At 40.5% G+C, this 13,827-nt stretch carries 17 protein-coding genes; 8 read left to right on the top strand and 9 right to left on the bottom strand.

What is annotated here, in order from left to right; translation table 11 throughout:
- Window positions 1-229 precede the first annotated feature (229 nt).
- Window positions 230-472, bottom strand: a complete 243-nt coding sequence (locus FB6_RS15325; protein ID WP_125625057.1) for a hypothetical protein — start codon at window positions 470-472, stop codon at window positions 230-232.
- Between the two features lie 430 nt (window positions 473-902).
- Window positions 903-1,634, bottom strand: a complete 732-nt coding sequence (locus tag FB6_RS15320; protein ID WP_174560775.1) for a Fic family protein — start codon at window positions 1,632-1,634, stop codon at window positions 903-905.
- Between the two features lie 578 nt (window positions 1,635-2,212).
- Between FB6_RS15320 and FB6_RS15315 the strand changes: the two genes are divergently transcribed.
- From FB6_RS15315 to FB6_RS15305, 3 genes are read left to right on the top strand one after another with little or no spacing between them, the layout of a single operon-like run.
- Window positions 2,213-3,439, top strand: coding sequence for an efflux RND transporter periplasmic adaptor subunit (locus FB6_RS15315; RefSeq protein WP_174560851.1), 1,227 nt, complete (start codon window positions 2,213-2,215; stop codon window positions 3,437-3,439).
- A complete protein-coding gene (locus FB6_RS15310) occupies window positions 3,436-4,659 on the top strand; it encodes an ABC transporter permease (protein WP_174560774.1) in 1,224 nt (407 codons plus the stop codon). The genes FB6_RS15315 and FB6_RS15310 overlap by 4 nt, the downstream gene beginning before the upstream one ends.
- Window positions 4,652-5,356, top strand: a complete 705-nt coding sequence (locus tag FB6_RS15305; RefSeq protein WP_174560773.1) for an ABC transporter ATP-binding protein — start codon at window positions 4,652-4,654, stop codon at window positions 5,354-5,356. Before FB6_RS15310 ends, FB6_RS15305 begins: the two co-directional genes overlap by 8 nt.
- Window positions 5,357-5,379: 23 nt before the next feature.
- On the opposite strand, the gene FB6_RS15300 is transcribed toward FB6_RS15305, so the two are convergent.
- Both FB6_RS15300 and FB6_RS15295 read right to left on the bottom strand, forming a co-directional pair.
- The gene (locus FB6_RS15300) at window positions 5,380-6,762 is read right to left on the bottom strand and encodes a heavy metal sensor histidine kinase (RefSeq protein WP_120403232.1); all 1,383 of its coding nucleotides are present in this window, start codon (window positions 6,760-6,762) and stop codon (window positions 5,380-5,382) included.
- Window positions 6,759-7,430 (bottom strand): heavy metal response regulator transcription factor, encoded by a 672-nt coding sequence (locus FB6_RS15295; protein ID WP_005177241.1) that lies wholly within the window; start codon window positions 7,428-7,430, stop codon window positions 6,759-6,761. The genes FB6_RS15300 and FB6_RS15295 overlap by 4 nt, the downstream gene beginning before the upstream one ends.
- A 105-nt stretch (window positions 7,431-7,535) precedes the next feature.
- On the opposite strand from FB6_RS15295, the gene FB6_RS15290 reads away from it, so the two are divergent.
- The 3 genes from FB6_RS15290 (at window position 7,536) to FB6_RS15280 (ending at window position 8,849) form a co-directional block, all read left to right on the top strand.
- Entirely contained in the window at window positions 7,536-8,024 is a 489-nt protein-coding gene (locus FB6_RS15290; RefSeq protein ID WP_171263817.1) for a GlcG/HbpS family heme-binding protein, read from the top strand.
- Window positions 8,025-8,034: 10 nt separating this feature from the next.
- Window positions 8,035-8,436 carry a hydroxyisourate hydrolase gene (gene uraH, locus FB6_RS15285; RefSeq protein WP_004981585.1) on the top strand — a complete coding sequence of 134 codons (402 nt, stop codon included), beginning with the start codon at window positions 8,035-8,037 and terminating at the stop codon, window positions 8,434-8,436.
- Window positions 8,437-8,594: 158 nt separating this feature from the next.
- Complete coding sequence (locus FB6_RS15280; RefSeq protein ID WP_078194347.1) at window positions 8,595-8,849, top strand: TIGR03643 family protein; 255 nt, start codon at window positions 8,595-8,597, stop codon at window positions 8,847-8,849.
- On the opposite strand, the gene FB6_RS15275 is transcribed toward FB6_RS15280, so the two are convergent.
- A complete protein-coding gene (locus tag FB6_RS15275; RefSeq protein WP_236162469.1) occupies window positions 8,846-8,965 on the bottom strand; it encodes a DUF2256 domain-containing protein in 120 nt (39 codons plus the stop codon). The two genes, FB6_RS15280 and FB6_RS15275, sit on opposite strands and share 4 nt — an antisense overlap.
- Window positions 8,966-9,001: 36 nt before the next feature.
- Window positions 9,002-10,525 (bottom strand): cryptochrome/photolyase family protein, encoded by a 1,524-nt coding sequence (locus FB6_RS15270; protein WP_120403231.1) that lies wholly within the window; start codon window positions 10,523-10,525, stop codon window positions 9,002-9,004.
- A 383-nt stretch (window positions 10,526-10,908) separates the two neighbouring features.
- Between FB6_RS15270 and nudC the strand changes: the two genes are divergently transcribed.
- Entirely contained in the window at window positions 10,909-11,682 is a 774-nt protein-coding gene (gene nudC / locus FB6_RS15265; RefSeq protein WP_174560772.1) for an NAD(+) diphosphatase, read from the top strand.
- Window positions 11,683-11,934: 252 nt separating this feature from the next.
- Here the strand turns inward: nudC and FB6_RS15260 are convergent, their stop codons facing one another.
- From FB6_RS15260 to FB6_RS15250, 3 genes are all read right to left on the bottom strand, one after another.
- Window positions 11,935-12,132, bottom strand: a complete 198-nt coding sequence (locus FB6_RS15260; protein ID WP_174560771.1) for a hypothetical protein — start codon at window positions 12,130-12,132, stop codon at window positions 11,935-11,937.
- 64 nt (window positions 12,133-12,196) lie between these two features.
- Window positions 12,197-12,424: a hypothetical protein gene (locus tag FB6_RS15255; protein WP_004761266.1), complete on the bottom strand. Its 228-nt coding sequence runs from the start codon at window positions 12,422-12,424 to the stop codon at window positions 12,197-12,199.
- A gap of 101 nt (window positions 12,425-12,525) precedes the next feature.
- Entirely contained in the window at window positions 12,526-12,741 is a 216-nt protein-coding gene (locus FB6_RS15250) for a cold-shock protein (protein WP_004799092.1), read from the bottom strand.
- Window positions 12,742-13,222: 481 nt separating this feature from the next.
- Here FB6_RS15250 and FB6_RS15245 point away from each other — a divergent pair, with 481 nt between their 5' ends.
- On the top strand, window positions 13,223-13,768 hold the full coding sequence (locus FB6_RS15245) for a lipocalin family protein (RefSeq protein WP_174560770.1): 546 nt from the start codon (window positions 13,223-13,225) through the stop codon (window positions 13,766-13,768).
- Window positions 13,769-13,827: the final 59 nt, after the last annotated feature.

Raw genomic sequence — 13,827 nt, 5'->3', positions numbered from 1 at the left:
TGTCCAATAAATTTTAAGAGGACACTATCGGAGTGCTATTTGGTCAGAAAACAGGAGTTCACAGGATACGTGAAACGTTATTTTGATTGTATCAGATGATGTTGAATTGGCGGGTAACGATCTTAAGTACAACAGGTCATCTAATGTCTAGATTGTCTTTTTTGATGCTTTAATCATAATGGCTGTCAATAAATAAAGAGTTTAAACCTGAGAATTAGAGCAATCCTGCTTATTTTTCCTTAAATTTTAAATCAATTTGATATTCGTCCTGAGTCACTTTGATTTTATAGTTTTTATATTTACGTTTACTTGGTGAAAGGGCAGAGTTAGTGACTTCTTTATGGAATTCGCTGTCAGACATAAAAAAATAATACGCCTTATAGCCTAATAAGATCTTGTCAATTTTTTTATCTTTTTTCTCAGCATTACGAATGAGTTCATTTAAATAGTCTAAGCTGATTTTGTCTGACATTTATAAACTCGCAAATAAAAGTTGCATTATCACACGAGATATAATCGATTTTTATTACAAATTGATGACAGTTGCATTTCGGGTACTTTGGGTAGATGCTGCGTTGAGTATTATTGAACTAAATGTTGTAGATCAAATCTTATTGGATAGATTTGGAGGAAAAACTATTAAAAAAGCTTTTAATGCTGAGTCTAAAGGTTTTTGATTTACAGCCTATAGTGTCGTACAACTCAGTATAGACAGAATCTGTTCGCTCATCAGATTGAAATTGATTGAGTAAATCACCACGGATTTATGAGTCACTAGCGATATTCTTTGTACCGCTCATATCTTCAGTGTTACAGCATCTAATGAGTTTATTTTACAAATGATTTTAGATGCAATTGTGGATGGTATCTAGTACTAGGGATCAATACACCGATCAAGCCGATTAAATGCCCAATACAACTTGATAAGGTTTAAATCCTTCAAGTACAGCTTCAGAAACCAACTGGATAAATGCTTCAGTTTTTCCATAAGCCATCCATTGATCTAGGGCCTCATAGTAGGCCAATCGGTTTTCAACTGTTATTACACAAGGGGGATAACCAGCTTTAAGCAATTCAAGATTCATCAATAGACGTGATGTACGGCCATTGCCATCAATGAATGGATGAATACCTACAAAATCAGCATGTACTTTGGCTGCACGTTCGATAGGATGAAATTTATGTGCGTCATTACTATACCAATCAACTAGCTGAGCCATCTTGTCATTTAATAATGTGTAATCAGGCGGGGTAGACGTGGCACCAGAGATTAGGACATTTTGTTGGCGATAGCGGCCAGCATTATCATCATCAATATTTTTTAAAATGAGTTGATGGATATTGCGAATTTGCCATTCAGAAAATGGTTCTTCTTTTCGAATAATATCTTCAACGTAATAAATAGCGTTTCTATGGTTAATTGCCTCGAAGTGTTCTCTTAATGCCTTCCCACCGACAGTTATGCCTTCTAACACGACTTTTGTTTCTAGCAATGTAAGTGTATTGCCTTCAATTGCATTCGAATGATAGGTCCAGCGAACAATAAGATCTTCTTGTAGATTTTTTACAATTGCAGGAGAAAGAGGACGATGCTGATCTAATTTTGTTTTTAAGGCATCTATATTGTCAAACATAACTTTCACCCTGAAGTTGTACTCTTGAATGATACATGAAAAAAACAAATATAAAAAAGTAATGTTATAACATATCTTTTAATATTGAATGCATACGTGTTAAAATCGGGACACCATTTCAAATCCTGTTAATGGATTTGAACAAAATAAATTTTGTGATTCAATGCGCTAAATCTAATTTGGGTAAAAAGTGGGTACAGGTAAAACGCTATTGACTTTATGGTTCACTAAATCAATAGCTTAGGAGTTGAGTTCAATTGACGCCATCACAGCTACTTTACTAAATATGGCTATGTATTACGTTATTGATAGCTGGAATGTTAAAGTCTAAAACGTGTTATTATTTCATATAAGATTTTGAAATATATGAAAATATAGGTTTATTTTTGTTTGTTTGTTTGTTTGTTTGTTTGTTTAATCAATATTATGAAAAAATTATAACAGTAAGAGAAATTAATTTAATAAAAATGGTGTGCTTTTTTAATTTGGTGTGTTGTAACTAAATTTTCATATATATTTTACTAGACATTAATTATTCGATTCAAAAACTTTTCTTTAATCTGGCTTGGAGAATGGAATTGCTTGTTATTCGCTATAAGCCTTGGATCATGATTATACTACTGGTTTTGCTCGTCAGTTTTGCTACATATCGCTGGTGGCAAGGACCATTGCTGCCTAGTTATGAAGTCGTATCTAGTCCATTGATTCAAACAGTTGTCGCTTCAGGACGGGTAGAGAAAGTATCTCGGACTCAGATTGGTAGTGAAATTACAGGGGTTGTTCTTGAGCGATTGGTTCAAGAGGGAGATCGGGTCTCTCGAGGGGATATTCTTTTAGTACTGAAATCTGATGAAATTTCAGCGCAAGTGCGGCAGGCAGAAGCTGAATTAAAGGAGCTCACAACCACTAGACGCCCGCAAGCAGAAGTTGATTTAGCGAATGCCAAAGTACAATTAGAACAGGCTCAAAGAGAGGCGTTACGCAGACGAAATACCGAATCAGGAATATTATCAGCAGAGGAAAGGGAGAAATCGATAGAGGCAGAAAGACTCGCCCGTAATAATTTGGAATCAGCTCGATTAAAAGTTGCTTCACTTGCCCCAAATAAAGTTGAAGAGACAAAATTACGTGAACGACTCGCTGCATTACAAGCGCAACTCGCCAAGACCAAAATTCGCGCAGAAGTTTCAGGTATTATTTTAACCCGTAATGTTGAGCCAGGGGATTTGGTACAACCGAGTCAGACTCTCTTCACTATTGCACTGGATGGCGCGACTGAAATACGAGTGCCATTTGATGAGCGAAATTTACCACTGCTGGCTTTACAACAAAAAGCATCAGTGATTACGGATGCCTATCCAGATCAACCTTTTCCTGCCCATATTAATTTTATTGCCCCAAGTATTGATGCTCAACGTGGCACAATAGACGTTCGATTAACAGTTGATCCAGTCCCTGATTTTTTGCGTCAAGACATGACGGTATCGGTAAATGTTGAAACCAACAAGCGCGAGCGAACCCTGGTCATTCCAAATGATGCTTTAAGCAGTATAAGTGGAAACAAGGCTATGGTTATTTTAGTAAGAGATAGAAAAATTCAACGTCATCCCATCACACTGGGTTTACGTGGTTTGGTCATGTCGGAAGTTGTAGCTGGATTGAAAGAAGGTGATCACGTCCTTACCGATGCAGAATCAGTGCTTAAAGATGGAACTCGTGTCCGAATAGAGAAAACTAAACCTGTTTTCCAGAGTCAAACGGATCAGAAAAATAGCAAAAATGAATTACCGGTGAAATTCGATTGAAAAACTTTTTTAGGCGACTTTGGACCGAGTGGACCATCGCAATCAGTTTTTTGCGAGAGGGTCGCACACAGTCGATGATGATTACCATTGGCGTCGCGGTGGGGGTAGCCGTCATTGTGTTCATTAGCGCCTTAATTCAGGGTTTACAATCGAATATTGTAGAAAGAACTTTAGGGACACAGGCGCATATTCGTTTGCTCTCACCAGATGAGGTGAATCGTATTGTGCCACCAGCAGCAGGAATACTTCAGTTGTTACAAGAAGATAAGTGTGCACCACGCTTACGTTCTATTAATAATTGGCAGCAGATTACTGGGACTTTAGATCATTTACCGGTGTTGACTGCGGTTTCTCCTGTGGTCTCAGGTCCTGCATTTGTACAGCGCGGAGATGCGATTCAATCTATTGCATTGGTTGGTATCAACCTTGAACGTTATCAACAGATTATTCCGTTGAAGCAATATATGGTGAGTGGTGAATTACAGGTCAGTGCGGATAATGTATTAATTGGGCGTCAATTAGCCAAAGATTTGGGTGTGCAAGTTGGGAGCAAATTAAGATTAGATACCGGGCAACAGAAAAATGCAGTTGTGAACATCTCTGGAATATTTGAATTGGGTGTGCGTGAATTGGATGCGCGCTATGTCTATCTGGATTTGAAACAGGCGCAATCTTTACTTAATTTGCCGGGTGGGGTCACCGTGATTGATCTGACGATCCAAGATATTTTTCAGGCGGATCAAATTGCCTCACAAGTTGGACGCCTGACAGGATTAAAAGCAGAAAGCTGGATTGAAACCAATGCTCAATTAATGAATGCGATTACCGCTCAAAGTCTTTCTACAAACATGATTATTGTTTTTGTAGGGATTTCAGTCGCTTTTGGCATTGCCAGTGTGATGTCGGTGAGTGTGGTGCAACGGACTCGGGAAATCGGTATTTTACGTGCGACGGGGGCGACACAAGCACAAATTTTAAGAGTTTTCTTGTTTCAGGGAGCAATTTTTGGTCTGCTTGGTTCGATGCTTGGTAGTGTAGTCAGTTATGGTTTGATCTGGGGATTTAATCAGTTTGGTCCCGGCTTGTTTTATATTTCGATTTCAATCAAGCTTATCTTGTCGGCATTATTCTTGGCGACAGTGACAGGTATTTTGGCTGCTGCAATACCATCCCGTCGGGCTGCTGCACTTGATCCTGTGGAGGCAATTCGTCATGTTTGATCCATCTCAGGAAGTACTGCGTTTAGAAGCATTGCGAAAGTCTTACAATGTTGGGCAGCCTAATGAAGTGGAGGTATTACATGGAATTGACCTGTGTATTCAACGGAATGACTTTGCTGCATTAATTGGTCCTTCTGGTTCAGGCAAAAGTACTTTACTGAATATTCTCGGCTTATTAGATCAGCCTAGTCGTGGTGAGTTGTACTTGTTGGGGCAGGCTACAAGCCGTATGGATGATACGGCTCGGACAGCATTACGAGGCAATAGTATAGGTTTTGTGTTTCAGTTCCATCATCTTATACAGGCTTTTACTGCCTTACATAATGTACTCATGCCATTAATGCTGAAGCAAGGTAAGCCAGATCAATCTGCGTTGCAATATGCCCATGAATTATTGGCCGCTGTAGGGTTAGATAAGTTCGCTGACCGTAAACCCAATGAGCTTTCTGGAGGGCAGCAGCAACGCGTAGCGATTGCACGTGCACTGATTACTCAGCCTGCACTATTGTTGGCCGATGAACCGACAGGTAATCTGGATACTCAAACTGCTGCGGAAATGTTTGAATTATTTCGTAAAGTACATCGCGAACATGACTGTGCAGTCTTATTGGTGACTCATGATCCTAGATTATCGGCGACCTGTGATCGAACCATTAATTTGGTGGATGGGAGAATTCAGAGTGATTCCAAAAAATGATATAAGCTCAGTGTGAATGTGAATCACGTATCTGGGAAAAGCAGTTCAAAGCATATACCTTCTGCGCTATTAATCGCCTGATACATCCCTTGATGAAGCGTCATAATAGATGCCACAATGGATAGTCCCAAACCACCTGTTTGATGATAACTTTGTCTACTGGAACTGCATTGATAAAATCGCTCAAAGATATGCGGCAAATGTTCCGGGGCAATTTCTAAACCACTGGTCACGACCGATAGCGCAATCATAGGCAGTTTGTTGATGATCTTTCGATAGCTATGCACATAAATAGTCCGGCGCTTGCCGCCATGAATCAGGGCATTGGAGAGCAGATTATACAGAGCTTGTTGTAACTGTTCTGGATCTGCCAATAGCTCAGTTGCCTCAAGCTTTAAAACAAAATTGCAGTGTTGTTCTTCGGCTTGATACTCAAAAATGCTGAAGATATTTTCTATAAAGGATTGAAGTTGGATTTTTTGTCTGTTTAAGCAAACCTTCTGCGCATCTGCACGTGCCAGAAATAACATGCTGTCAATCATTCTTTTTAAGCGTTGATAGTCCTCTAGGTTGGAAATCAGCACTTCCTGATATTGTACGGGACTGCGTTCACTCATGAGTAAAATTTCGGTTTGTCCTATTAAATTATTCAATGGTGTTCTAAATTCATGCGCAATGTCTTCTGAAAAACGATTCAGCTGGCTATATCCCAGCTCAATACGGTCGAGCATGGCATTGATATCGGAGGCTAGTTGTGCAATCTCTTGAGGGGGATAGGGCAGATTGAGTCGCTGTTCAAGTTGCTGAATATTTATCGCATGGGTTTGTTCTCGCAGGGTTCTTAATACTTTTAATCCCAGATGGCTAGCAATAGCACAAAGGATGAAAATCGCCAAGATACCTGTGAAAACATAAATGACAAGGCTCTTTTGAAAAGGTGCAATGATGCCTAAACGTTCAGACCACTGTTTGCCTGCAATTAACAGATACGGCTGGCGATTAATTTGAATAGTTTTCCAGGCAATGCGGGTGGGATAAGCATGCGCCGATAAATCTTGGAATTGAATTTGGGGCTGATGGGTAAATTCAGGTAGAGGAATGCCAAGAGGATTAATGCTGATCAGCGCCTGATCACCCTGAATCAATAAAAACAAATTATCCTGATTTCCCAACATGTTTTGATACAGCTTCGGGCGAGCGATAATCTGTTCAATATTGCTACTGTCTTGTAGTAATATTTCCAGTCGCTCAATTCGCTCAATCAAAGCCCTATCTTGCTGAGCAATTAAAATCTGGTTGATACCCAGATAGGTCATAAATGCTACACCGCACAAGACCATTGCAGCACACCCTGTAACCAAGAGTGTTAATCGGAGTTCTAGCGAACGAATCGGTTTCAACATTATTTCTCTGCCGAAATTTTATAGCCCAAACCGCGAACAGTATGAATTAACTTTATATCATGTCCCTCATCAATTTTACTACGTAAACGCCTTACCGCTACATCAATAAAATTGGTATCGGTATCAAAATTGATCTGCCAGACTTCAGAAGCTATTTGCCTGCGCGTAATAATTTCATTCGGATGGCGCAGCAGAAAGCGCAAAAGGTTGAATTCTTTTCTACTGAGTTCTATCGACTGCTCGTTACGCCAGACTTTATGATGGATCAAATCCAATTTCAGATTGGCAATTTCTAATTGGTTTTCCTGTGCATACTGCTGGCGCCTAAGTAGACTTTTAATTCGGGCCAGTAATTCAATATAAGAAAAAGGCTTGGCCAGATAATCATCGGCGCCCAGTTCCAAACCTTTGACCCGATCAATCACCTGATCTTTTGCTGTAAGAAAAATGACCGGAATTTGGGAAAATTGTCGCAAGACTTTCAGGACTGCCCAGCCATCAATATCGGGCAACATTACATCTAATATGACTAGGCTATATGCATGCATCTTTAACTTTTCCAAACCTTCTAGTCCTGAATGGACGCATTGCGCCTCATAGCCAGATTCATTTAACCCTTTAACCAGATATGAGGCGATCTTCGCTTCATCTTCGATAATTAGAATACACATTTTGTTCAGACTCATTTTAAAGATGACAACTTTGTAATGTGATTGTCATCCTTCAAATCATTCAGGTTGTATAAGATTTTTAAAACTTAATTCAGGGCAATCATGATGAACAAACTCAAAGGGCTTATTGCAACAGTAATGCTGATGAGTAGCAGTACTTTTGCACAATCCGTTCAATTCAATCAAGTTTATTCACTTGATTCTCAGTCAGCACGAACTCTTACGGATGCTGCGGTGACTGCGTGTCAAAAAATACAGCACAATATCGCTGTGGTGGTGGTGGATCGGGGCGGAAATACGTTAATGGCAAACAGGCATGAAACTGTCGGACCGCATAATTTGGGCGCAGCTGAAAAGAAAGCCTATACCGCCTTATCGACCAAAACGGCGACTATGTTGTTAAGTCAAAATGCCAATGAAAACAAGGATGCAAAAAATTTAACCACCTTATCTAATCTACTGCTGTTGGGTGGCGGCCTACCTGTGAGTTATGAAAATCAGGTGGTCGGTGCCATTGGCGTTGCCGGAGCAGGGGGTGCAAAAAATGACCATTACTGCGCTGAAACAGCTGTTAAGTCTATTTTCAATCCTTAAGGAATTCATCATGTTTAAAAAATTATTGCCACTTTCAACACTATTGTTGACCTCAATGACTTTCGCACAAACTAACCCTTTAAGTGTGCATGTGTTGAATCTAGAAAATGGTCTACCCTCAGCTCAAGTCGAAGTGGTACTCGAAAAAAGTACTGGGAATAAATGGGTGAAGTTAAATCAGCAATATACTGGTCCTAATGGCCGTATTACTGGATTGTTTCCTGAAAATCAGAAGCTTGAAGCCGGTATTTATAAAGTTACTTTTAAAACTGAGGACTGGTTTAAAAAAAATAAGCAAGATACTTTCTTTCCTGAAGTTCCTGTAATTTTTAAGGTAGATGGAAGTGTCAGCCATTATCATATTCCTCTACTTTTAAGTCCTTATGGATATTCGACTTATAGAGGTAACTAAGACTTAACAGGGCTAGTTTAACTAGCCCTTTTATTCGTGCTGAGTCCGTAAACTAGAGAAAAATCACAAAAAATTCATGATTGTATTGTTATTCTTTTAGTCAGATTAAAGTCGATAAAGCTTATTGACGCTTCGTGATGATTAAAAACGAGAATGGTATGAATCAATTTTCTGAAGAGGACTTATCCAGAATTATAGAAATGGCTTGGGAAGATAGAACTCCTTTTGAAGCTATTTTATGTGAGTATGGTTTAAATGAAGCGGCGGTGATCCGCTTGATGCGGCAAAATATGAAAGCATCGAGTTTTAAAATGTGGCGTGGACGCGTCACCGGCCGAAAAACCAAACATCTGCAACTGCGTTCACCCGACGTGATACGGGCCTATTGTTCACGGCAATACAAGCGTTTCTAAGCGTTTGATTTTGACCGCTGTCTGGACTCACGTTTACATCGTTCAGAACAGTATCTGACTTCCTCCCAGCAGCGTTGCCATTTTTTGCGCCAAGTAAAAGGACGCAAACAGTGCATACAGATTTTTTCAGGAAAATGCTGTTTTTTCATGGTTTATAACTCATCAATCCGGCTAAGAAGTTGCTGGGCATGGCTGATAATCTGAGGCCGATCTTTAAGCTTGTCCAGCTGTCGATAGATCATGCACATACGTGGATGAGTACGGAATGTCGCTTCATGCCGGATCATGAAATACCAGTACAGGCTGTTGAAAGGACAGCTGTCCGGTTCGGTACGGGTTTTGACATTGTAGCTACAGTGCTTGCAGTAATCCGACATCTTATGGATATAATTGCCCGAAGCCCCATAGGGCTTGCTGGCCATTAAGCCACCATCGGCATGCATTACCATGCCCAAGGTGTTCGGTAGTTCTACCCATTCATAGGCGTCGGCATATACTGCCAGATACCACTCACTGATCTGCTGCGGGTCTACACCCGTTAACAGGGCAAAATTTCCAGTCACCATCAAACGCTGAATATGATGTGCATACGCATGCTGAAAAGTATTACGGAAACACTCAGCCATGCAGTTCATCTGAGTGCGGCCAGTCCAGTAAAATTGTGGCAACGGGGTTGAGTACTGCAGCGCATTGCGGCTGGCATACTCCGGCATGTACAGCCAGTAAATTCCGCGGACATATTCGCGCCAGCCGAGGATTTGCCTGATAAAACCTTCCACTGCATTCAGTGGTGCATGACCGGCATAGTAGGCCGTTTCTGCGGCATCACAGACTTCTCGCGGCAGCAGCAAGCCACAGTTTAGATAAGGCGAGAGCAGGCTGTGAAACAGCATGTCTGCACCCTGAACCATGGCATCCTGATAATCTCCAAAATGCGGCAAACTGTGGGTAATGAAATGCTCCAGTGCAAGCAGAGCATTGCTACGTGTGGTGGCCCAGCGGAAGTTGTCAAGGCTGCCAGCGTGAAGCGGAAACTCGCGCTCAACCATTTGCATTACATCCAGATCAATCTGATCGCGTTCAAAATGAAGTGTTGGAGGCAATGGTGGAGTGCCTGACCATGCCTTGCGATTGGCGCTGTCATAGTTCCACTGTTGTCCAAGCGGCTGCTGTCTCTGCATCAAATAACCGGTCTGTTTACGCATTTCCCGGTAAAAATATTCCATGCGCAACGTCTGGTAGCGACTGGCAAAGTGGCGGAACTGCTCCAGACTACAGAAAAAACGGTCGTCATTCAGGCACTGTACGGGCAGTTGTAGCCGTGGGCTCCAGTGCTGTTGAATCTGCTGCTGCAAGCGGTATTCTCCGCATTGGGTCATGACTAGTTCTGTGACAGGGAACAGTTGTTGCTGTCCCTGCACAAAATCTAGCAGGCTGCGAATCGGACTTCCGGACTGAAAAGCATGATAACGTACACGCCAGCCCTCGGCCTTGAGCTCTTTGGCAAAATGACGCATGGCGCTAAAAATCAGGGCAATTTTTTGCGGATGATGCGCGACATACGTGGCTTCCTCAACCACTTCGGCCATCAGGATCACATCCTGGGTACGGTCCAGCGCTTTGAGCGTAGCAAGCTGATGATGAAGCTGGTCACCCAGAATTAAACCGAAACGCATACCTATCTCAGAACCAGTGAAAGAGAGCGCAGTGTAAAGCCGAACAGTTCAATTTTTTGTGAAAATAAAGATCAACGCGCATGTTGAATCAATTCAACTCGACCAGATGACCAGCTGGCATTGCACAGGAATCATGATTGCTGCAATAAAAGACTGTCCATCTCTGTAATGCTACAGCCCATTGATGAAATTCACATTGCATCATTCCTTAATGCATAGGTGGTGTGAAAATTATGTGATTTTAATCAAAAAGATACAAATTATTATGGTTGTAATTCAGGCAGCTTGCACCTAGTATCTGCTTAGAAGTTACTCCATGTAAGCTTCCTTAGTTTTGTCCCATACACTCCTATGTATGGGATTTTTTTTAATCAGTGGATGTCATGAGCATGCATTCAAAAGCGTATATTTTTAGACAGCAACAATTACTGGTGGATGAGCATTTCCAGTTGCCGCATGTAGAACGACTGCAGCATGACCTGAACCTGTTGGAAAATGGCGCGATCATTGCTCGTGACCTGAAAGAAGACGAACCGATACCGGAAGGTTATCAGCTGGTTCCGATCCGGCAACTGGTGCAAGTCTGGAGCATACCGCAGTTTGAACAGGCCAGCCGTGCGGTACAGTTACTGGAATGGCGCCGTAACCACCGCTTTTGCAGTAAATGCGGTCACGCCACCCAGCAGCATACCAGCCAGTATGCCATGGTCTGTCCATCCTGTTGCTATAACCAGTATCCGCGGGTAAATCCTTGTGTGATTACCATCATTACTCGAGGTGCAGATGAAATTTTGCTGGCAAGAAATGCCCGCAATAAAACCCAGATGTACAGCCTGATTGCAGGCTTTGTTGAAGTTGGAGAAACTCTGGAAGAGGCAGTACGCCGCGAAACGCTGGAAGAAGTGGGGCTACAAATCAAAAATATTCAATATCTGGCCAGCCAGCCGTGGCCTTTTCCCAGCAACCTGATGATGGCTTTCAGGGCAGAGTATCACTCGGGTGAGATTCAGATTCAGGAAGATGAACTCAGCGACGCGCAATTTTTCAAGTATGATCAGTTACCCGAAATTCCGTTCAAGGGTAGTATCGCTTATGCCATGATTCAGCACGTGATGCATGAAACGCCTGTTGCAGATGACAGTAAAGAATGGCTTTGAAATTTAAAAAGAGAAATGTTTGAATATTTAGATGATAATTTCAGGCTGAAATAAGAACGGAAATCTAGAAAAGGAACTCTCAGCACTTGCCACGGACTTTGCCCGTTTTCACTCTATAGACTGAAATAAAGAGCTTGGCAATGATGGTGCTGCATAGTTTTTTAGTGTGGTATCATCGGTTCGACCATGTGAATGTGCTGTATTTTACAGACCTCTATAAACAGATGCCGTCCTGAATAGGTTGGGAATAATTTAGATAATCTTGAAAATTTTTCCACTTGAAGAACTTTGGAAAAACATATCAAAGCTAGGTCGAATATCTTCACCATCCACGGTAATATATTTGACATGGGAACAAGGCTGGCTAGCACTAAAATGGCGCTCAACCGTGGCCTGAATAGAATATTTGATACCAAATTGGTCTTTTACATTTAGATTTTGTTTAAACATTAGTTTACCTTTAACAAGACTATGGCAGAGCGGCTATTCAATTAATTAAGCAATATATTATTTTTTAAATAACTTTTTGATTTAGCTTAAATAATTGATTTAAAGACGTATAAAATGTACGACCATCTAAATTTAAATCTACCTCAATTCCTGATTCCAGAAGAACTCTTTTACCCACTTCAATTTCTTTAAAACCTTGACGTGTATTCTGCATTTTATTTAAGGGAATTAAAGAAACGATAATTTCGGTACCATTTTTAGATTTTGCAATTAATTCATTAACTTTTAACAATTTGTATCCTATTTTTATGATTTTTTTCCAATATGGAAGAACAACTTTTTCTTTAAAATTAAAAAAGCACTGAGTAGTGCTTTTTCAACTCGTATTAGTGCTTATATAGCAACAATATTGACTGCATTCGGTCCTTTTTGACCTTGAGCAATACTAAATTCAACCTGTTGGCCTTCGAATAATGTTTTAAAACCTGAGTTAGCAATTTCACTAAAGTGCGCAAAAACATCTGGACCTGATTCTTGTTGAATAAAACCAAAACCTTTAGTTTCATTGAACCACTTAACGGTACCTTTAACAACATTTGAGTTTGACATAATAAATCCTACTGATTTTTTAATAATTTTTAGTCATTTTATTGACTGCATATAACTTTGAAAATAATAAAGAATGAAACTTAAAATCTGAAAAAAACGAAGAATTATGAATAAAACGACGATACTTAAGAGAGATTTAATGAAACAAGACTTTTTTCTAGTTGAGTTAACTATACCTTAAAAATAAAATTAATCAAGTTTTTTTATATGCATATTTAATTGCCTTATAAAAGATGATTAGTTCAGGAATTAATATGTTGATCTAGTTGACTTTTTTAAATAATACTATCGACAATATTGCTACATTGAATCTAAAAAACCAATTTACCGCTTTAAAAGGGGATCCAAGAAAAAATGATTTCCCCCATTTTCTCAGGCTGTAAGATTGAAATTTCGCCTACATTCATCCTGCATTTAATCTTCACAGTTTGTTCACATCGACTTGGGTTATCTTAATCCTGAGATCTAACAGGGCTAAAAAATGAAGATGCGATTTAAGTCTGCTTTTGCAGCGATAGCACTGTCTATCATCAGCTTTACAACGACTCAAGCAGAAACTGCTGCGCCTCAGGCAGTTGAACGAGTAGATATACAGAAGTATGCCGGTAAATGGTATGAAATTGCGCATTTACCGATGTATTTTCAGCGTAAATGTATAGCTAATATCACGGCACAATATAGCGTCAATGCCGATCAAACCATGGGCGTTTTAAATAGCTGCCGGATTGAAAATGGTGAAATGATCAGCTCTGAAGGGGTGGCCTATCCGCAAAATCAGGGCAACAGCAAACTGAAGGTCAGCTTTTTGCCGCCAGGTTTAAGATGGATTCCGTTTACCAAAGGGCATTACTGGGTATTACGCGTGGATCCGGAATATAAAGTTGCGCTGGTCGGTGGACCAAGTACCAAATACCTGTGGATTTTATCGCGCGAACCGCAACTGGATGAAGCCACCTATCAGTCCTATCTGGATACAGCAAAATATTATGGTTATGACATCACAAAACTCATCAAATTGCCGCATTAATCTGTTACCCTTTTGCCGAACTGCTTAGTCTCTCTACAGTTCGGCTTTTTTTATTTCAC

This window comes from Acinetobacter bouvetii (assembly GCF_902753875.1).
GTDB lineage: Bacteria > Pseudomonadota > Gammaproteobacteria > Pseudomonadales > Moraxellaceae > Acinetobacter > Acinetobacter bouvetii_A.
The sequence above is the reverse complement of the archived record's forward strand: the minus strand, read 5'-3'. Positions and strand labels throughout refer to the sequence as shown.